The sequence below is a fragment of the Actinomycetospora straminea genome (assembly GCF_028737255.1).
In the GTDB taxonomy this organism is placed as follows: domain Bacteria; phylum Actinomycetota; class Actinomycetes; order Mycobacteriales; family Pseudonocardiaceae; genus Actinomycetospora; species Actinomycetospora straminea.
On record NZ_JAQZAN010000009.1, the window covers coordinates 66900 to 87155 of the forward strand.

The 20256-nt window shown below is 77.7% G+C and carries 5 protein-coding genes; 1 reads left to right on the plus strand and 4 read right to left on the minus strand.

Translation table 11 applies throughout. From position 1 onward, the window contains the following. The first annotated feature begins 84 nt into the window (after window positions 1–84). Complete coding sequence (locus PH190_RS14130) at window positions 85–264, plus strand: hypothetical protein (RefSeq protein ID WP_274232161.1); 180 nt, start codon at window positions 85–87, stop codon at window positions 262–264. 52 nt (window positions 265–316) lie between these two features. Here PH190_RS14130 and PH190_RS14135 read toward each other — a convergent pair whose 3' ends face one another. Genes PH190_RS14135 through PH190_RS14150 form a run of 4 tightly spaced genes read right to left on the minus strand, consistent with a single transcriptional unit; the run spans window position 317 to window position 20156 of the window. Then, a complete protein-coding gene (locus PH190_RS14135) occupies window positions 317–1255 on the minus strand; it encodes a methionyl-tRNA formyltransferase (RefSeq protein ID WP_274232162.1) in 939 nt (312 codons plus the stop codon). A gap of 9 nt (window positions 1256–1264) precedes the next feature. Beyond that, entirely contained in the window at window positions 1265–2236 is a 972-nt protein-coding gene (locus tag PH190_RS14140) for an ABC transporter substrate-binding protein (RefSeq protein ID WP_274232163.1), read from the minus strand. Further along, on the minus strand, window positions 2236–13734 hold the full coding sequence (locus tag PH190_RS14145) for a non-ribosomal peptide synthetase (protein ID WP_274232164.1): 11499 nt from the start codon (window positions 13732–13734) through the stop codon (window positions 2236–2238). The genes PH190_RS14140 and PH190_RS14145 overlap by 1 nt, the downstream gene beginning before the upstream one ends. Beyond that, entirely contained in the window at window positions 13731–20156 is a 6426-nt protein-coding gene (locus PH190_RS14150; protein WP_274232165.1) for a non-ribosomal peptide synthetase, read from the minus strand. Before PH190_RS14150 ends, PH190_RS14145 begins: the two co-directional genes overlap by 4 nt. Between the last annotated feature and the right edge of the window lie 100 nt (window positions 20157–20256).

Genomic DNA, 20256 nt, shown 5'->3' on the forward strand with positions numbered 1-20256 from the left:
GGTAACTCCGCGGTGACCGAATCGGGCGATATCGTGGGTGGATACGGGGCGGAAAGACCGCCTCGCTCTCCGTGAGGAGTCGTCGTGCCCGGTCTGTTCTCGAAGGTCAGTGAGTTCCTGCGTAGTCCGCAGGGCCGGAAGTACACCGACCAGGCGAAGCGCTACGCGTCGGACCCGAAGAACCGCGCGAAGGCGCAGGACATGCTGAACAAGTTCCGCGGCAAGGGCGGCGGGCACGGCGGCGCCCCGGGCGGGCACCGCTGAGTCAGCACACGACGCCGTGCCCCGGGCGTCCCCTGGGGCACGGCGCCGTGTCTCAGGTCAGGTAGTCGCCCATCCGCCGGAAGTAGTCGCCGGCGACGTGCTCGACGTCCTGGTCGTCCTTGACCCGCTGCAGCACCAGCCCGTGCTGCCCGCCCCGCCAGGCCTCCGGCCCGGCGACGACGACGACCCCGCGCCCCTCGCGCGCGAAGACACGGCCGTGGGTCCCGCCGGCCTTCTCCCGCGACACCGACGCCTCGAGCACCCGCAGGCGCCGTCCCTCGTGCAGGCACCAGGCGTTCGGGTAGGGCCCGGTCTGCGCGCGCACGAGGTTGACGAGGTCCCGCGCCGCGCGGTCCCAGTGGATCCGGTTGTCCGGGTCGGCGCGCTTGTGGAAGAACGACGCGTGCGCGGGGTCCTGGCGCAGCCAGTCGTGGGGCCCGTGCTCGACGCGGTCGAAGGCGTCGAGCGAGAGCTCCCCGAACAGCCCGACGGTGCGGTGGAAGAGGTCCTCGGTGGTGTCGGTCGGGGTCACCGGCACCGTACGCTGGGTGATGATGTCGCCGCGGTCGAGGTCGGCGTCCATCCAGTGCGCGGTGATCCCGACCTGGCTCTCGCCGTTGATGAGCGCCCAGTTCAGCGGCGAGAAGCCGGCGTACTTCGGCAGCAGCGAGTCGTGGGTGTTCACCGTCCCGCGCGTGGGCGCCGAGAACACCTCGGGGCTGATCCACGTGCGCCAGTTGCAGGCCAGGCCGATCTCGGCGTCGGCCTCCTTGATCGCCGTCACCAGCTCGGCGTCCACGGCTTTCTCGCGGTAGACGACCGGGATGCCGTGCTCGCGGGCGAGGTCACCCATCGATTCGGAGAAGATGGCGGGCGCCCACTCCCCCTCCTCCGGGTGACTGACCGTCAGCACGACCTCGTGGCGTGACTCGAGGAGCGCGGCGAGGAGCCGCGCGCCCCACTTCTGGTAGCCGAACAGGACGACGCGCACGCTCTCTCCTCAGACTCGCGGCAGGATGGTCTCGAGGTAGCTCTGGACCGCCTCGCCCTGCTTGACGTGGCTGCAGTAGTAGTTGGGCAGCGGGAAGAGGCGGCCCTCGCGCACGGCCCGGACCTGCTGGAACGCGGGCTGGGCGAGCAGGGTCTGGGTGTTGGCGTCGACGCCGCCGCGGGTGTCGGCGAGGTGCAGGACGACGTCGCAGTCGTCGAGCTGGGTGGCCTGCTCGTAGGACAGCCGCCCGCCCGCGCCGGTCTTCCCGGCCGCGAACTGCCCGAACGCGAAGCCGCTGTCGGCGAGCACCACGCCGCTCCACGAGGTCGGGTAGTCGGAGAAGAACACGCCGCCCGAGCTGCCGCGCACCAGCGCCCACCTCGTCCGCGCCAGCGTCGGGCCGAACTGCTCGCGGATGCGCTGGGCGTGCTGGTCGTAGCTCGCCTCGAGCTGCTCGCCCTGCGGCAGCCGGTTGACCGCGTCGGCGGTGCGCAGCGCCCGCTCGCCCCAGCTGCCCGGGTTCGCGGCCGCGGGCAGCAGCAGCGTCGGCGCGATGCCCGCGAGCTGCGCGCCGAGGTCGGCGGGCAGGTTCGGCACGAGGGTGCCGAGGATGAGGTCCGGGCCCTGGGCCGCGATCGCCTCGAAGTTCAGCGCCGTCGGCGTCCCGACCTTGGGGATCCCGTCGTAGACCTGCTGGTACTCCGGCAGCACGCCGCCGAGCGTCGCCTGCGCGGTCCCGCTGGGGGTGACGCCGACGTCGAGCAGGGCGTAGGTCGTGTAGAAGTCGGTGCAGACGATGCGCTGCGGGTTCGCGGGGATCTGGACGGGCCCGCCCGCTCCCTCCACGGTGCGCGTGGCCCCGCCGCCACCGCCGCCCTCGCCGCCGCCGCTGCAGGCGGCGAGCGCGAGGGTGGCGGCCACGCCGCCGGCGCCGGCCAGGAAGCCGCGCCGGGACAGGCCGGGACGGGCGTGCGGGGCCATCAAGGGGTCTCCTCGGGGGTCGGGGACGCGAGCACTTCGGTGAGCAGGGCGCCGACCGTCTCGACGGCGCCCGGTCGCAGCAGCCCGTGGTGGGAGGCCGCGATCGGTCGGTAGCGAGCGTGGGCGGGGAGCACGGGGCCCCAGCGCCCGCGGGCGTCGGCGAGCCGGGCGTCCCGCTCGTCGCGGTCGGCGCTCCCCTCCGGCACGGCGACGACGACGGTCACCGGGGCGTCGGTGCGCAGCAGCGCGGGCCGGTGCGCGGCCAGCGCCGGCACCGCGTGCCGGACGTGGCGCAGCGCCCCCTCGAGCACCGGTGGCGGGTAGAGGCCCGCGAGCTCGGGGCGGGCGGCGACCGCGGCGGACAGCGCGTCCGGGTCCGACGTCGCCGGCAGGCCGAGCACCTCGGCGAGGAAGGCGACCGGGTCGACGTCGCCGGCGTCTTCCCGAGCGCCCTCGCCCGGCCAGGCGTCGAGCAACGTCAGCGACGCCGGCTCCTCCCCCGCCGCGACGAGCGCGACCGCCACCGCGTGGGCCACGACGCCGCCGAAGGACCAGCCGGCGAGGTCGTGGGGGCCGGTCGGCGCGACCTCGCGGAGGCGCACGAGCTGGTCGGCGGCGACGTCGTCGAGCGTCGCCGGCGCGAAGTCCGGGTCGCCGAGCTCGCGGCCGGGCAGCGCCCACACCGCGCGGTCGGGCACCTGCGCGGCGAGCGCCGTGTAGGGGTGCACGACGCCCCCGGCACCGGGCAGCAGCACCAGCGGGCGTCCCGGGGCCTGGCGCAGCGGGACGGGGTCGGCCGCGCCGCTCGCCGTGCCCGCCGCCGTGCCCGCTGCCGTACCCGCTGCCAGCGCCGCGACGTCGGCGACGGTGGGGCGGCGCATCAGCTCGGCGACCGGCACGGTCAGGCCCAGGCGGTCGGCGAGGCGGGTGCGCAGCACCGCGAGCAGCAGCGAGTGCCCGCCGAGGTCGGCGAACGCGGTCTCCACGCCGACCTGCTCGGGCGCGACGTCGAGCACCTCGGCGAACACCGCGGCCACGTCGCGCTCCGCGTCGGTGCGCGGCGGGGTGCCGCCCGCGGCGCCGCTCGGGGCGGGCAGCGCGGCGCGGTCGACCTTGCCGGTCGGCAGCACCGGGATGGTGTCGAGGGGCACGAGGTCGGCGGGGACCAGGTGCGCGGGCAGGGTCTGCTCGAGGTGGGTGCGCACGGCGTCCAGCTCGCCGGCGCCGTCCGGGACGACCCACGCCACCAGCCGCAGGTCACCGCCGGGTCCCGGCCGCGTGTCGACCACCGCGCGGTCCACCCCGGGCGCGGCCGACACCGCCGCGGCGACCTCGCCGAGCTCGATGCGGAAGCCGCGGACCTTGACCTGGTCGTCGGCGCGCCCGAGGTAGTCGAGCCGGCCGTCGAGCAGGCGCCGCACGACGTCGCCGGTGCGGTACATGCGCTCGCCGGGGGTGTCGAACGGGTCGGCGACGAAGCGCTCGGCCGTGAGCGCGGGCCGGTCGTGGTAGCCGCGGGCCAGGCCCGGCCCCGCGAGGTACAGCTCGCCGACCCCGCCGGGCGGGACCGGGCGCAGGGCCGCGTCGAGGACGTGGGCGCGGGTGTTCGGGTCGGGCACGCCGATCGGGATGCGGCCGGTGGCGGCGTCGGCCGGGTCGGCCTCGCCGAGGGTGGAGTTCACGGCCACCTCGGTGGGCCCGTACGCGTTGACCACCCGCAGGCGCGCGGCCCAGCGCTCGACGATCGCGGGCGGCACCGCCTCGGTACCGACGAGCAGCACCGACCCGTCGGGCAGGCTCGCGTCCGGCGGCAGGGCCGCGACCAGCGACGGCGGCAGGATCGTCACGTCGCCGGCGCCGAAGCCCTGGTCGGCGAGGAACGTCGTGAGCACCGGGTCGGCCAGCCGCACCCGCGACGGCGCGACGACGAGGCGCGCGCCGGTGAGCAGTGACATCGTGAGCTCCCAGAACGCGACGTCGAAGCTGACCGACGCGAACTGCAGCACGCGCGCGCCGGCGCGCACGCCGAGCCGGTCGGTGGCCGTCGCGACGAGCGAGGGCACCACGCGGTGCGGGAGCAGGACGCCCTTGGGCCGGCCCGTCGAGCCCGAGGTGTAGATCAGGTAGGCGGCGTCGTCGGGGACGAGGTCCGGGACGGCGGGCGCCGGCGCGTCGGGCAGGCCGTCGACGTCGACGAGCTCCACGCCGTCGACCGCCGGCAGGCCGGCCGCTGTGTCGGCGGTGGTGAGGACGACGCGGGCGCGGGAGTCGGTGAGCATGAACGCCAGGCGCGCGGCCGGGTAGTCCGGGTCGAGCGGGAGGTACGCCGCGCCCGCGGTGAGGACGCCGACGAGCCCGGCGACGAGCACCGCCGAGCGGGGCAGCGCCACCCCGACGACGTCGCCGCGCCCGATCCCGCGCGCCTGCAGGGCCGCCGCGATCCGCCCGGCGTCGGCGGCGAGCTCGCCGTAGGACCTCGACCGGGGGCTGCCGTCGGGAGCCTCGGCCGCCACGGCCGGCGCGTCGGGGTGCGCGGCGACGCGCTCCGCGAACAGGGCGGGCCAGGTGCCGTCGCCGGCGTCGACGGCGGTGGCGGTCCCGTCCGCCAGCGCGCGGCGCTCGTCGTCGGCGAGCAGGTCGAGGCGTGCGAGCGGGGTGCCCGGCGCGTCGGCGATGGCGGTGAGCAGCCGGGCCAGGCGCGCCGTCCAGGCCGCGGCGGCGTCGTCGTCGACGGCGTCGGGGCGGTGGGCGAGGTGCAGGTCGGGCGCGCCGGTGGCGTCGAGGGCGGCGACGAGCACCAGCGGGTAGTGGGTGGCGTCGCGCCCGCCGACGTCGGCGACGGAGACCCCGGCCGGGCCGCGCTCGCGCACCGCGTCACGGTCGACCGGGTAGTTCTCGACGACGAGCAGGGTGTCGAACAGGTCCTCGACGCCGATCGCGCGCTGGATCGCGGCGAGCCCGACGTGCCCGACGTCGAGCAGCGCGGCCTGCTCGGCGCCGACCCGGACGAGCAGGTCGGCGAGGGTCTCGGCGGGGCGCTCGACGACGCGCACCGGGACGGTGTTGATGAACAGGCCGACGGCATCGTTCACCTCGCCGGAGCCGCGCCCGGACACCGTCTGCCCGAACACGGCGTCCGGCCCACCCGCGGCGCGCCCGACGAGCACGCCCCACGCGGCCTGCAGGACCGTCGCGACGGTGACGCCGAGGCGCCGCGCGGTCGCCGCGACCCGGGCGGCGACGTCCGGGTCCAGCGGCACCGGGGTGCGGTGCGGCAGGACGGTGCGGTCGGCGTCGGGGGTCTCCACCGCGCGGGTCGGGGCGGTGACGCCGGCCAGGGCGTCGCGCCACACGGCGAGGTCGGCGTCGGCGTCGCGGACGGCGAGGGCGGCGAGGTGGTCGTGGTAGCGCGGGGCCTCCGGGAGCGCGCGGCCCTCCCAGGCGGTGAGGGTCTCGCGCAGCACGATCGGCAGGGACCAGCCGTCGATCGCGACGTGGTGGAAGGTCAGCACGAGGCGGTGCCGCGTCGCGTCGCGGCGCACGAGCACTGCACGCAGCAGCGGGCCGTCGGCGACGTCGACGGTCCGGCCACGCTCGGCGTCGGCGACCTGCTGCGGGTCGTCGGTGGTGATCCACCAGGGCAGGTCGACGTGGCGCAGGACGACGCCGACCGGGCGCCCGTCGGGGCCGTCGGGGTAGACGGTGCGCAGGGCGTCGTGGCGGTCGACGACGGTCTGCACGGCCGCGCGCAGGGCGTCGGGGTCGACGGGTCCGTCGAGGTCGACGAGCAGCTGGATGGTGTAGACGTCGCCGCCGGCGTCCGCGCCGAGGCGCGCGAGGAACAGCAGCCCCTCGGCCAGCGGGCTCGGGCGCACGACGTCGACGACGTTGTCGGCGCCGCCGGGCACGCGGGCGGCGACGGCGGTGCGGTCGGCGTCGTCGAGCACGGCGACCGGGACCCGCCGGGGCGTGTCGGCCGTCGTGCCCGCGACCGCCGCCAGCCCGGCGACCGTGCGCTGCTCGAACACCTGCCGCGGGGTGACCGCGATGCCGGCCGCGCGCGCCTGCCCGACCACGGCGACCGCGAGGATGCTGTCGCCGCCGAGGGCGAAGAAGTCACTGTCGGCGCTGACCGCGCCGACCTCGAGCACGGCGCCGACCGCCGCGGCGAGCGCCTCCTCCACGGGCCCCGACGGCGCGCGGCCGGCGGGCGCCTCGACGTCGGGCGCGGGGAGCGCGCGGGTGTCGACCTTGCCGTTCGGCGTGGTCGGCATCGCGTCGAGCACCGTGACCACCGACGGCACCATGTAGTCGGGCAGGCGTGCGGCGACGGCGTCACGGACCGCGGCCGGGTCGAGCACCGCGCCGCCGGCGGGGACGACGTAGCCGAGCAGGCGCGCCGGGGCACCGTCCTCGCCGGGGCGGGCGACGGCGGCCGCGACGGACACGCCGTCGGCGGCCTGCAGGGCGGCGGTGACCTCGCCGAGCTCGATGCGGAAGCCGCGCACCTTGACCTGGTCGTCGACTCGGCCCAGCGGGTGCAGCGTGCCGTCGGCGTCGCGGCGCGCGAGGTCGCCGGTGCGGTACATCCGCTCGCCCGGCGCGCCGTACGAGTCGGCGACGAAGCGCTCGGCGGTCAGCGCGGGACGTGCGTGGTAGCCCCGCGCCACCCCGGCGCCGGCGATCCACAGCTCGCCGGCGACCCCCGCGGGCAGCAGGCGCAAGGCCGCGTCCAGCACGTACGCCCGCTCGCCGGCGAGCGGCCGCCCGACCCCACGTGAGTGATTTTCCCGGCCATAGCCGGGAAAATCGCTCACATAAGACGCCGCCGACCAGATCGTGGTCTCGGTGGGGCCGTAGACGTTGGTGACCTCGGCGGCGGAGGCGGCGAGCCGGGCGCCGAGCGCGGGCGGGAGGGCCTCGCCGCCGACGAGGACGCGCACGCCGTCGAGGGTCGCGGCCGGGTCGACGCGGTCGTCGCCGAGCAGCGCCTGCCACAGCGTCGGGGTCGACTGCACGACGGTGCGCCCGGGGCCCGCCGCGATCAGCGACGCCAGGCGCGGCGGGTCGAGCAGATCCTCGCGCTGGGCGAGCACCACCTCCGCGCCGCCGAGCAGCGGCAGCCAGATCTCGAGCGCGGCGATGTCGAACGACACCGTCGTCACGGCCACCCAGCGGTCGTCGGGGCCGAGGTGCAGCCGCTCGTCCATCGCGCCGAGGAACGCGTCGAGGGCGCCGGCGGGGATCACGACGCCCTTGGGGCGCCCGGTGGAGCCCGAGGTGTGGATGACGTAGACGGTCTCGTCGCCGACCGGGCCCGCGAGCGGACCCTCGGCGCCGCGCGCCTGCGGGTCGACCGCCGTCGTGCCGGCCGGCAGCGCCGCCGCGTCCCCGACGACCGCGACCGGTGCCGCGTCGTCGAGCACCTGCGCGATCCGCGCCGCCGGGTAGCCGGGGTCGAGCGGGACGTACGCCGCGCCGGTGCGCAGCACGGCGAGCAGGGCGACGACGAGGTCGGGCGAGCGTTCGCACGCCACCCCGACCAGCGCGCCCGGGCCGGCGCCGGCCTCGCGCAGCGCGCCGGCCAGCGCCGCCGAGCGCTCCTGCAGCTCCCCGCGCGTCAGCACCGCGTCGCCGCAGCGCACCGCCACCGCGTCCGGCGCCTCGGCAGCCACCGCGGCGAGGCGCACGGGCAGCGAGCGCCCGTCGCCCCGCGCCGGCGGTCCCTGCGCGGCGGCCAGGGCGGCGTCGCGCTCGTCGTCGCCGAGCAGGTCGAGGCGCGCGAGCGGGGTGTCCGGGGCCTCGACCAGCACGGTCAGCACCCGCTCGACGCGGTCGAGGAGGGTCTCGGCGTCGGCGGCGGACACGACGCCGGTGCGGTGGTCGAGCTGGAGCACGAGCCCGTCCGGGCCGGGAGTCACGACGAGGCTCGCCAGGTAGTGCGGGGCGTCGTGGCTGCGCACCGCGGCGACCGCCAGGCCGTCGGGCAGCGCGTCGGAGACCGCGTCCTCGTCGAGGGGGTAGTTCTCGACGACGAGCAGGGTGTCGAACAGCTCGCCCAGCCCCACCGCGCGCTGGATCGCGGGCAGGCCGACGTCCTGGTGGTCGAGCAGCGCCGCCTGCTCGGCCTGCGTGCGCGCGACGAGCCCGGCCAGCGTGTCGCCGGGGCGGGCGCGCACCCGCACCGGGACCGTCGCGATGTAGAGGCCGACCGCGGTGTCGATGCCGTCGACGTCCGGCGGGCGCCCCGACACGGTCTGGCCGAGGACGACGTCGTCGCGCCCGGTGGCCACGCGCAGCACCTGCGCCCACGCCACCTGCAGCACCGAGGACAGCGTCACGCCCCGCTCGCGGGCCAGCGCGGCGACCGCGTCGCCGAGCCCGACGACGCGCACGGTCACGGCGGGTGCGCCCGGGTCGCGGCCCTCGGCGGCGATCCGGGTGGGGCCGTCGAGGTCGCCGAGGGCGTCGCGCCACGCGGCCAGCGCGGCGGCGTGGTCGGCGGCGGCGAGGCGGTGCAGGTGGTCGCGGTGCGGGAGCGCCGGGGGCAGGCCGGCGCGCTCGAGGATCGCCGCCGCCTCGCCGTCGGTCCCCCGCGCCGCCGACCACAGCGTGAACAGCTCGCGCACGACCACCGGGATCGACCAGCCGTCGAGCACCGCGTGGTGGCTGACCAGGTGCAGCGTCGTCCCGTGCACCTCGAGGCGCACGAGACCGTCGGCCCCCGGCGCGCCGATGAGCGTCACGGGGCGCCCGGAGGAGACGGTCGGGAAGGTCTCGCGCAGGGCGTCGTGGCGCACGGTCAGGGCGGCGAAGGCGCGGTGCAGGGCCGCGACGTCGGCGTCGGTCACCTCGCCGTCGAGGTCGACCTCCAGGCGCACGGCGTAGACGTCGTCGCCGTCCAGACTCGGTTCGCTCGCGCCCTCGAACCGGGACGTGAACAGCATCCCCTCGGCCAGCGGCGCCGGGGCCACGACGTCGACCAGGTCGCCCCGCCCCGCCAGCGCGTCGACGTCGTCCTGGGTGAGCGCGACGGTCGGGAAGTCCGCCGGCGTGGGCCCGCCGATCACGTCGCGGGCGGCGGCGAGCTCGCGGCAGGCGTCGGCGAAGGCGGCGGCGAGGGCGGTGACGTCCTCCTCGGTCAGGACCCCGCCCGGCCAGCTCCACCGCGCGACGAGGTGGGGCCCGTCCTCGCGCTCCTCGGTGCGCGCGTTGACCTCGAGCGCGTGCGCGGCGGGCATCGCGTCGTCCCCGCCCCCGCTCATGACCGGCGCCTCGGGAGCCGGCGCCCAGCCGTCCCCGGCGCCGGCGGCGCTGCGCCCCAGGTAGTTGACGAGCAGCTCCGGCGCGGGCCCGTCGAACGCGACGCCGGCGACGTCGCGCAGGAGCCCGAACCCCAGTCCGTCGCCGGGGGTGGCGCGCAGGGCGTCCTTGACGGCCTTGAGCGCCCGGTCGAGGTCCCCGGACGGCAGCGGCACCCGCACCGGGTGGGTCGCGGTGAACCAGCCGACCGTGCGAGTGAGGTCCGGCTCGCCCGGCACCGCCGACGGCTCGCGGCCGTGGCGCTCGCGGTCGATCACCAGCGATCGGCCCCCGACCCGCCGGCCCACCGCCAGCGCCAGCGCCGTGACCAGCACGTCGTCCACCCCGCCGCGCACCGACGCCGGCAGCGCGCCGAGCAGCACCTCGGTGACCGCGGGCTCGAGCTCGACGTGGTGGTGCCGTGTGGTGGCGACGGTGTCGCGGGCCGGGTCGAGCGGGCGCCGCGCGAGGACCGCGCCCCCGTCCGCGAGGACCTCCTGCCAGGCGGCCACCTCGTCGCGGCGCTCCTCGGCGGTCGCGACCAGCGCCTGCGCCCACGCGCGGAACGGCGTCGGCACCGGCTCGAGCGCCTGCCCCGCCGCCGCGGCCGCGGTGAGGTCGCCGACGAGGACCGGCCACGACACCCCGTCGACGACGAGGTGGTGCACGGCGAGCACGAGCCGGCCGGGCAGCCAGGACACGGCGACCATCCGGCCCGCGCGCGGGTCGAGGCGGTCGGCGGTGGTGCGCGCAACCTCCTCGAGATCGCCCTCGACGCGCACCAGCACCTCCCCGGCGCGCACCGACCCGGCCGCCGGCACCTCCAGCGCGTCGTCGGTGAGGCGCGCGCGGAGCAGGTCGTGGGCGTCGAGGACCGCCTGCAGCGCCGGCGCGAGGTCCGCGTCCGGCGGCACGGTGAGCACCACGCGCTGGTGGTAGGTGCGGATCGGGCCGGGGCGGGCGACGAGCCAGCGCTGGATCGGCGTCAGCGGCACCGTCCCCGTGCCGTCGGCGCGCGCGGCCGGGCGGGCGCCGTCGACCGGGACGGCCACGGCCGCCAGGCCCGCCGGCGTGCGCGCCTCGAAGATCTGGCGCGGCGTGATCGTCCAGCCCGCGCGGCGGGCGCGCGAGACGAGCTGGATCGAGACGATGCTGTCGCCGCCGAGGGCGAAGAAGTCGTCCTCGACGCCGACCTCGTCGAGGCCCAGCACCGCCGCGACGACCGCCGTCAGCGCCTCCTCGGCCGCGGTGGCCGGCGAGCGGCCGCCGGCGTCGACGGTCCGTTCGGGCGCCGGGAGCGCCGACCGGTCGATCTTGTTGTTGGCGGTGAGCGGGAACGCGTCGAGCACGACGACGTCGCCGGGCACCATGTGCTCGGGCAGGGCCCGCGAGGCGCGTCGCCGCAGGTCCGCGGGGTCGGGGACGGCCGTGTCGGCCGTGTCCTCGGGCGTCACGTACGCGACGAGGCGCGCCGACGGCCCGTCGCGGCGGACCACGGCGACGGCCTGCGCGACCGCGGGGTCGGCGGCCAGCACCGAGCTGACCTCGCCCAGCTCGACGCGGAAGCCGCGCAGCGACACCTGGTCGTCGGCGCGGCCGAGGTACTCGAGCTGCTCGGGCCACGGGTCGGGCGTGCCGTCGCGGGTGGTGGCCGGGCGGCGGCGCACGAGGTCGCCGGTGCGGTACATGCGCGCGCCGGGCTCGCCGAACAGCTCGCCGAAGGGGTCGGCGACGAACCGGTCGGCGGTGAGGTCGGGCCGGCCGCGGTAGCCGCGCGCCAGGCCCGCGCCCGCGAGGTAGAGCTCGCCGACCACGCCGGGCGCGACCGGGCGCAGGCGGTGGTCGAGGACGTAGGCGCGCCCGTTGACGTCGGGCACACCGATCGGCGCGGCGCTGTGCGTGGCGACGGCGTCGGCCCCGGCCTGCCCGGACAGGTCGCCGAAGGTCGCGTTGACGGTGACCTCGGTGGGCCCGTAGGCGTTGACCAGCGTCCGGCCCGGCGCCCAGCGCGCGACCAGCTCGGGCGGCACGGCCTCGGTGCCGACCAGCAGCGTCATGCCCTCGGGCAGCGTGACGTCGGCGGGCAGCGCGCCCGACACCGACGGCGGCAGCGCGGCGTGCGTGACGCCGTGGCGGACCAGGTAGGCGACGAGCTCGGCGTCGGGGACGCGGAGCTCGGTCGGCACCACGACCAGCGTCCCGCCCACGCACAGCGCCATCGACATCTCGAACACCGCGAGGTCGAAGCTCACCGACGCGAAGTGCGAGACGCGCGACGACGGCGCGACCCCCAGCGTGCACCGTGCCGTCGCGACGAGGTCCGCCACGCCGGTGTGCGGCACGACGACGCCCTTGGGCCGGCCCGTCGACCCCGAGGTGTAGACGAGGTAGGCCGCGTTCTCCGGGTCCGGCGCGGGGAGCGCCGTCCCGGGGGCGTCGGCGTCGACGGCGATCCGCGGGGCGTCGGTGGGCAGGTCGTCGCCGCCGACCAGGGCCACCGGGTCGGCGTCGTCGAGCATGAAAGCGAGCCGGTCGGGCGGGTAGTCGGGGTCGAGCGCGAGGAACGCCGCGCCGGCGCGCAGCACCGCGACGAGCGCGACGAACAGCTCGACCGATCGCGGCAGCGACACCGCGACCACCCGCTCGGGGCCGGCGCCGGCCGCGACGAGGGCGCGCGCCAGGCGTCCGGAGCGCTCGTCCAGCTCGCCCCAGGAGAGCTGCTCGTCGCCGTGGACGAGGGCGACGGCGTCCGGGCCCGCGCCCTCCCGGGCGGCGTCGAACATCGCCGGCCAGGTGCGCGGGGCGACGTCGACGCGGGTGTCGTTGAGGTCGACGACGACGTGGCGACGCTCGGCGTCGTCGAGGACGTCGACGTCGTCGGCACGGCGCTCGGGATCGCCGACCACCGCGTGCAGGACCCGCTCGACCCGCGTGAGCAGCGCCCGGGCGTCGTCGGCGCCGACCCGTTCGGGGCGGTGCACGAGGCGCAGCCGCGCGGGCTCGTCGCCGTGCGCGGGCAGGGCGACGAGGCTGACCGGGTAGTGCGTGGCGTCGCGGATGGTCACCTCGTCGACGCCGAGGTCCGGGGCGAGCCGGGCCAGCGCCGACGGGTCGAGGCCGACGTTCTCGACGACGAGCAGGGTGTCGAAGAGCTCGCCGATCCCGGCCCGGCGCTGGACCTCGGCGAGGCTCGCCTGGTGGTCGGGCCAGCGGGCGGCCTGCTCGTCCTGGACGCGGTCGAGCAGCGCGCCGACGGTCTCGCCGCGGCGCAGCCGGACCCGCACCGGCACCGTGTTGACGAAGAGCCCGAGGATCGACTCCACGCCGGCCACCTCGGGTGGGCGGCCCGAGACGGTGGTGCCGAAGACGACGTCGTCGCGGCCGGTCAGCCGCGCGAGCACCAGGCCCCAGACCACGGAGAGCACGGTCGCGGTCGTGACGCCGCGGGCGCGCGCGAGCTCGGCGAGGCCGTCGCCCAGTGGGCCGTCGAGGGTGGTCTCGACGACGGCGGGGAGGTGGGCGGGCGTGTGCTCGGCCGCGGTCGGGGCGGGCGCGAGGCGGGTGGGCTCGTCGAGGCCCGCGAGGTCGTCGGCGAAGCGCTGCGCCATCGCCCCGGTGTCCTGCTCGCCGAGCCACTCGAGGTGTCGGCGGTAGGGCACCGGCTCGGCGGCGGGCTCGCGGCCCTCGGCGTGGTCGAGCAGCTCGGTGACCAGCGGGCCCAGCGACCAGCCGTCGGCGACGAGGTGGTGCAGCGTGATCGCGAGGCGCCACCGGCCGTCGGGGCGGCGCACCAGCAGCGCGCGCACCAGCGGCGGGCGCCCGAGGTCGACGGGGCGCAGGCGCTCGGCCTCGCAGGCCTCCTCGAGCTCGGCGTCGTCGGTGGCGTCCGCCTCGCGCCAGGGCACCGCCGTCGCGGCGGGCACGACGGCGACGGGCCCGCCGCGCTGGCGGTCGCGGACGGCGGCGCGCAGCACGTCGTGGCGGGCGAGCACGGCATCGAGCGCGGCGCGCAGCCGCTCGGGGCGCGGGCCGTGGCCGTCGAGGCGCAGCTGGATCGTGTAGGGGTCGACGCCGGTGCCGCCGTCGCCGGCGGCCCAGCGCGACAGGAAGAGCAGGCCCTCCTGCAGCGGCGAGAGGGGCAGGACGTCGGCGATCGCCGGACCGCTCTGGGCGCGCTCGTCGCGCGTGGAGGTCACGGGACGCTCCACTCCGCGTCCCAGCCGTCGGTGATGTCCTCCAGCTCGTCGTCGTCGAGGGTCACCAGCGGGGTGCTGGGTGCCGTGTGGCCGTCGGTCTCCGCGACCGGCGTGGCCGCCGCGGCGAGCGCCGCCGGGGTGCGGCGGGTGAACACGTCGCGCGCGGCGATCGCCCACCCGTGCGCGCGGGCCCGGCCGACGACGCGGATCGAGGCGATGCTGTCGCCGCCGAGGGCGAAGAAGTCACTGTCGGCGCCGACGGCGGCGACCTCGGGCACGGCGAGGACCTCGGCGAACACCGCGCACAGGGCGCGCTCGCCGTCGGTCTCCGGCGCGCGGCCCCCGCCCGCCGGCGCGCCCTCGACGTCGGGCTCGGGCAGCGCGCGGGTGTCGATCTTGCCGTTCGGGGTGGTCGGAAAGGCGTCGAGCACCGTCACCGCGACCGGCACCATGTGCTCGGGCAGCCGCTGCGCGACGGCGGCGCGCACGGTCTCGGGGTCGGGGGCGGGGTCGGCCGTGGGGTCGCCGACCACGTAGCCGAGCAGCCGCGCCGGTGCGTCCCCGGTGCCGGCGCGCACGACGGCGGCGGCCGCGGCGACCCCGTCGGTGGCCTCGAGCGCCGCGGTGACGTCGCCCAGCTCGATGCGGAAGCCGCGGACCTTGACCTGGTCGTCGACGCGGCCGAGGTAGTGCAGGCCGCCGTCCGGGTCGCGGCGCGCGAGGTCGCCGGTGCGGTACATCCGCTCCCCCGGCGCGCCGTGGGGGTCGGCGACGAAGCGCTCGGCGGTGAGGTCCGGGCGCGCGTGGTAGCCGCGGGTGACCCCGACGCCGCCGAGGTAGAGCTCGCCGACCACGCCGTCGGGCACCGGCTGCAGGCCCGCACCCAGCACGTAGGCGCGCTCCCCGGCGAGCGGGCTCCCGAGGCCATGTGAGCGGAATTCGCGGTCATGGCCGCGAATTCCGCTCACGTGGGCGGCCGTCGACCAGATCGTCGTCTCGGTGGGTCCGTAGACGTTGGTGACCTCGGCGGCGGCCGCCGCGAGGCGCGCGCCCAGGGCCGGCGGGAGCGCCTCGCCGCCGACGAGCACCCGCACACCGGCGAGCGTCGCGGCCGGGTCGACGGCCTCGTCGGAGACCAGCGCCTGCCAGAGAGTCGGGGTCGCCTGGGTGACCGCACTGCCCGAGATCAGCCAGGCCAACGCCGGCGGGTCCAGGATCTCCTCGCGCCGGGCGAGCACCACCTCGGCGCCGCAAACCAGCGGCAGCCACAGCTCGAGCGCGGCGATGTCGAACGACACCGTCGTCACCGCGACCCACCGGTCGCCGGGTCCGAGCGGCAGGCGCTCGCCCATCGTGCCGAGGAACGCCTCGAGCGCGCCCGCGGGCACGACCACGCCCTTCGGCCGGCCCGTCGAGCCCGAGGTGTAGATCGTGTAGACGGTCTCGTCGCCGACCGGGCCGCCCATCGGCGTCACGTCCCCGCCGGCGTCGGGCGCCACCACGGGCACCGGGCCCGCGTCGAACCCCGCCTCGGCGACCACCGCGACCGGCGCCGCGTCGTCGAGCACCTGCTGCGTGCGCGCGGTGGGGTGCTCGGGGTCGAGCGGCAGGTACGCCGCCCCGGACCCGAGCACGGCGAGCAGCGCCACCACCAGCTGCGGCGTGCGCGGCAGCGCCACGCCCACCAGCGCACCCGGCCCGGCGCCGGCGTCGCGGAGCGCCCCGGCGAGCGCGCCGGCCCGGTCGACCAGCGCGCGGTAGGTCAGCGTCTCGTCACCGCACCGCACCGCGACCCCGTCCGGCGACCCGTCGGCGACCGCCGCGATCCGCTCCGGCAGCGATCGCCCGTCGGTCACCGCCCGCGGCCCGACCCCGGCGGCGACGAGGCGGTCGTGCTCGGCGAGGTCGACCAGCGGCAGGGTGTCGACGACCCGGTCGGGCTCGGCGACCAGCGCGGCGAGCAGGCGCCTCCACCGGTCGAGCAGCGCCTGCACCGTGGCCTCGTCGTAGAGGTCCAGGGCGTGCTCGACGAACCCCTCGAGGCCGTCGGTGCCCCGGGTCTCGGTGAGGTCGACGGTCAGGTCGAACTTGGCGGTCCCGGTCTCGCGCAGCTCGAGCGACGCGTCCAGCCCGGGCATCGACGGGCCCTCCGCGCGCACCTCGCGGTAGGACAGCATCACCTGGAACAGCGGGTGACGGGCGAGCGCGCGGCCCGGGTCGAGCGCCTGCACCACCCGCTCGAACGGGACGTCGGCGTGCGCGACGGCGTCGAGGTCGGCCTCGCGGACCCGCGCGAGCAGCTCGCGACCGGTCGGGTGGCCGCCGGTGTCGACGCGCAGCACCACGTTGTTGACGAAGAGCCCGACCAGCGGGTCGAGCGCGGGGTCGGTGCGCCCGGTGACGGGGCTGCCGACGGCGATGTCGGTGCCCGCGCCCATGCCGGTGAGCAGGGCGGCGAACGCCGCGTGCAGCACCATGAACGTCGTCGTGCCCGTGTCGCGGGCGAGCGCGCGCACGCCCCGGTGCAGCTCGCCGTCCACGGTGAACCGCACGACGCCGCCCGCGCCCGAGGGCTCGGCGGGCCGCGGCCGGTCGGTGGGCAGTGCGATCTCCTCGGGCAGACCGGCCAGGCGCTCGCGCCACCACGCCAGCTGCGCCCCGGCCCGGGATCCCGCGTCGTCGATGTCGCCGAGGCGCGCCGCGTCCCACACCGTGTGGTCGGCGTACTGCACCGCGAGCGGCGCGCGGTCCGGCGCCCGGCCCGCGCGGCGCGCGGCGTAGGCGGCGGCGAGGTCGTCGGCGAGGGTCGCCAGCGACCACTCGTCGGCGGCGAGGTGGTGCACGACGAGCACGAGGACGTGGTCGCTGCCGTCACCGCTGCCGTCGCCGATCAGGGTCGCGTTGACCGGGATCGTGGTGCCGACGTCGACCACGGTGCGGGCGGCCTCGTCGATCGCCGCCTCGACGTCGTCGGGACGCGCGATGCGCGTCCACGGCACCTCGGGGTCGGTGACCACGTGCTGGCGCGCGACGCCCTCGTCGTCCTCGACCGGCACGGTGCGCAGGGCCTCGTGGCGGGCGACGAGGTCGCCGACCGCGGCCCGCAGCGCGTCGGTGTCCAGCGCGCCGCGCAGGCGCAGCACGGCGGGGATGTTGTAGGTCGCCGACGGCCCGTGCAGGCGGTGCAGGAACCACAGCCGCTGCTGGGCGGGCGAGAGCGGGGGCTCGGTGGTGCGGTCGGTGCGCGGGACGAGCGGGGCGACGGCGTCGGTGTGGTCGCCGGCCGGGTCGAGGCGCGCGGCGAGGCCGGCGGGCGTCGGGGCGTCGAAGACGTCGCGCACGGTCAGGGTGCCGCCCAGCCGGTCGCCGGCGCGGGCGACGACGCGGGTCGCGAGCAGCGAGTGGCCGCCGAGGGCGAAGAAGTCGTCGTCGGGGTCGACGGACGCGACCCCGAGCACCTCGGCGACGACCGCGCACAGGGCCGCCTCGACCGGTCCCGCGGGCTCGCGGCGCGGGGCCGTCGCGTCGAGCGCCGGCGCGGGCAGGCGGGCCTTGTCGACCTTGCCGTTGGCGGTCAGCGGGAAGGCGTCGACCACCGCGACCGCCGCCGGCAGCATGTGCTCGGGCAGCGTCCCGGCGAGGCGCTCGCGCACCTCCGCGGTGCTCGGCTCCCGGCCGTCGTCGGCGATCACGTGCGCGACGAGGCGGTCCTCGCGCAGCGACACCACCGAGCGCGCGATGCCGTCGAGGGCGTCGAGCGCGGCCTCGATCTCGCCGGGCTCGACGCGGTGCCCGCGGACCTTGACCTGGTCGTCGGCGCGCCCCAGGTAGTGCAGGACGCCGGACGCGTCGCGGCGCACGAGGTCGCCGGTGCGGTACATGCGCGCGCCGGGCTCGCCGGTGGGGTCGGCGACGAAGCGGGAGGCGGTCAGCGATGGGCGCCCGAGGTAGCCGCGCGCCAAGCCGGCGCCCGCGATGTAGAGCTCGCCGACGACGTCGTCGGGCACGTCCTGCAGGGCGCGGTCGAGCACCCGCGTGCGCGTCCCGGTGATGGCGCGGCCGATGGGAGGCGCCCGATGTGAGCGCATTTCACGGTCCTGACCGTGATTTTCGCTCACGTGGGCGGCCGTCGACCACACCGTCGTCTCGGTCGGGCCGTAGAGGTTGGTGACGTCGGCGCCGGCGGTGTCGAGGTCGGCGGCCAGCGAGGCGGGCAGCGCCTCGCCGCCCACCAGCGCCGTACGCCCGGCGAGCACCTCGGGCGCGACGTCGGCCAGCGCGCGCCACAGCGTCGGCGTGGCCTGGACGACGGCGTCGGGGTGCTCGCGCAGCAGGTCGGCGAGGGCCGCGGGGTCCTGCACGGTGCGCCGGGGCGCGACGACGACGCACGCGCCCGCGAGCACCGGCACGAGCAGCTCGAGCGCGGCGATGTCGAAGCCGATCGTCGTGACCGCGACCAGCTCCCCGCCCGGCCGCAGGCCGGTGCGCCCGTGCATGTCGAGCAGGAAGGTGCGCAGCGCGTCCCGCGGCACGACGACGCCCTTGGGGCGCCCGGTCGAGCCCGAGGTGTGGATGACGTGCGCGACGTGGGCGTCGTCGACCGGCGGGAGGTCACCGGGCCGCCCCGGCTGTGTCGGCGCGGCCGTCACGTCGAGCGTCGCCACGCCCGGCAGCGCGTCGGCGGTCTCGGGCGCCACCAGTGCGAGGGTCGGCATGGCGTCCTCGACGACGAGCGCCAGCCGGGCGGCGGGCGCGTCGGTGTCGAGCGGCATCCAGCCCGCCCCGGCGTGCACGCAGGCGAGCACGGCGACGACGAGCTCGGGCGTGCGCGGCAGGGCGATCGCGACGAGCCTGTCCGGTCCCGCGCCCGCGGCCCGCAGCCGGGCGGCGAGGCCCCGGGCGCGCCGGTCCAGCTCGGCGTGGGTCAGCGACGGGCCACCGGGGCCGGTCACCGCGACGCGGTCGGGGTGCGCGGCGGCGGCCGCGGCGAGCACGGCGGTCAGGTCCCCGCCGGGCAGCGACGAGAGCGGCGCGCCGGTTCCCGCGGCCAGCGCGGCGTCGCGCTCCGCGTCGTCGAGCAGCGGCACCGCGCCGATCGCCCGTTCGGGCGGGGTCGCGGCGAGCGTCGCCAGGAGCGCGGCGAGGCGCCGGTGGTGGCCCGCGAGCGCGTCGGCGTCGTAGGTCGCCGGGTTCGCGTCCAGGTCGAGGACGAGGCTGCCGTCGGGCTGGCGCTGCACGTTGACCGCGAGGTCGTGCACGGGCCCGCCCGACACCGGACGCGCGGTGCCCGTGGTCTCGGCGCCGAAGCGCAGCTTGTCGGCGAACGGCTTGACGTTGACCCACGGCCCGACCAGCGCCGCCTCGCCGCGAGCCCCGGCCGTGCCGGCGCCGGCGTCCAGGCGCAGGTCGCGGCGCAGGTCCTCGAAGCGGTAGTGCTGGTGGTCGCGCACCGCGGCGAGCTCCGCGGCGACGGCGCCGACCAGCTCGCCCACCGTCGTCGCCGGGGTCGGCGCGAGGCGCAGCGGCACGATGTTGACGAGCATCCCGGGTGTGCGGGCGGCGGTCGTCGAGGCGGCGCCTCCGAGCCGGCCCATCATCGGCACGCCGAGCACGACGTCGGGCGCGCCCGCGAGCCGGTGCAGGTAGAGCGCGACGGCGGCGAGGACCAGCTCGGGCCAGTGCCCGCCGCCGGCCCGGGCCGCGGCCTCCATCTCCTCGACCGCGGCGGCCGGCAGGGTGCTGCCGCGGCGCAGGAACGTCGACGACGACCGCCGGCTCCCCCGCCCGAGGGTCGCGGGCTCGGGCGGACCGGGGAAGCGGTCGGCCCAGAACGCGCGGTCGTCCTCGCGACGGCGCTCGCGGGCGTCGGCGTCGGCCGCGACCAGCTCGGCGAGCGTCCCGGCCCGGCGTACCGGCGCCTCGTCGACGGCGAGCCGTGCGGCGTAGAGGGCGGCGACGCGGCGGGCGATCAGCGAGAACCCGTACGCGTCCATGACGACGTGGTGGTAGCTGTGGAACCAGACGTGGTGGTCGTCGGCGAGGCGCAGCAGGGCCTGCGCGAACAGCGGCCCGCGGTCGAGGTCCACCGGCTGCCCCAGCGCGCCGGCCATCCAGTCGCGGGCGGCGGCCTCGGGGTCGGCCTCGCCGCGCAGGTCCACGCGCGTCACCGACCACGCGGCGCGCTCCTCCGCCCCCAGCGGGACCTGGCGGGGCTCGCCGTCCACGGTCGTGAACCGCACGTGCAGCGCGTCGGCCTCGTCGACCGCGTCGCCGATGGCCGCGACGAGCACGTCGGGCGCGAGCGGTCCGCGCAGGTCGATGCGCTCGCCGGTGTTGTAGATCGGGTTGGACGGGTCCAGGTGCTGGGCGAACCAGATGCCTGCTTGCGCGCCGGTCAGGGGAAGATCGTGCGCCTCGACCACGCCCACCTCCTCGCCGACGTCGGCCCTCGGACCCGGCGAGTTTGGCAAGCCTAACCTGCGAGCCGCAACCGGGACCCCGCGCGACGCGGACCACGTTGCG

What these genes read in the sequence shown, in the direction of transcription:
- PH190_RS14140 (WP_274232163.1), bottom strand. Translation starts at nt 2,236, where the DNA reads ATGGCCCCGCACGCCCGTCCCGGCCTGTCCCGGCGCGGCTTCCTGGCC.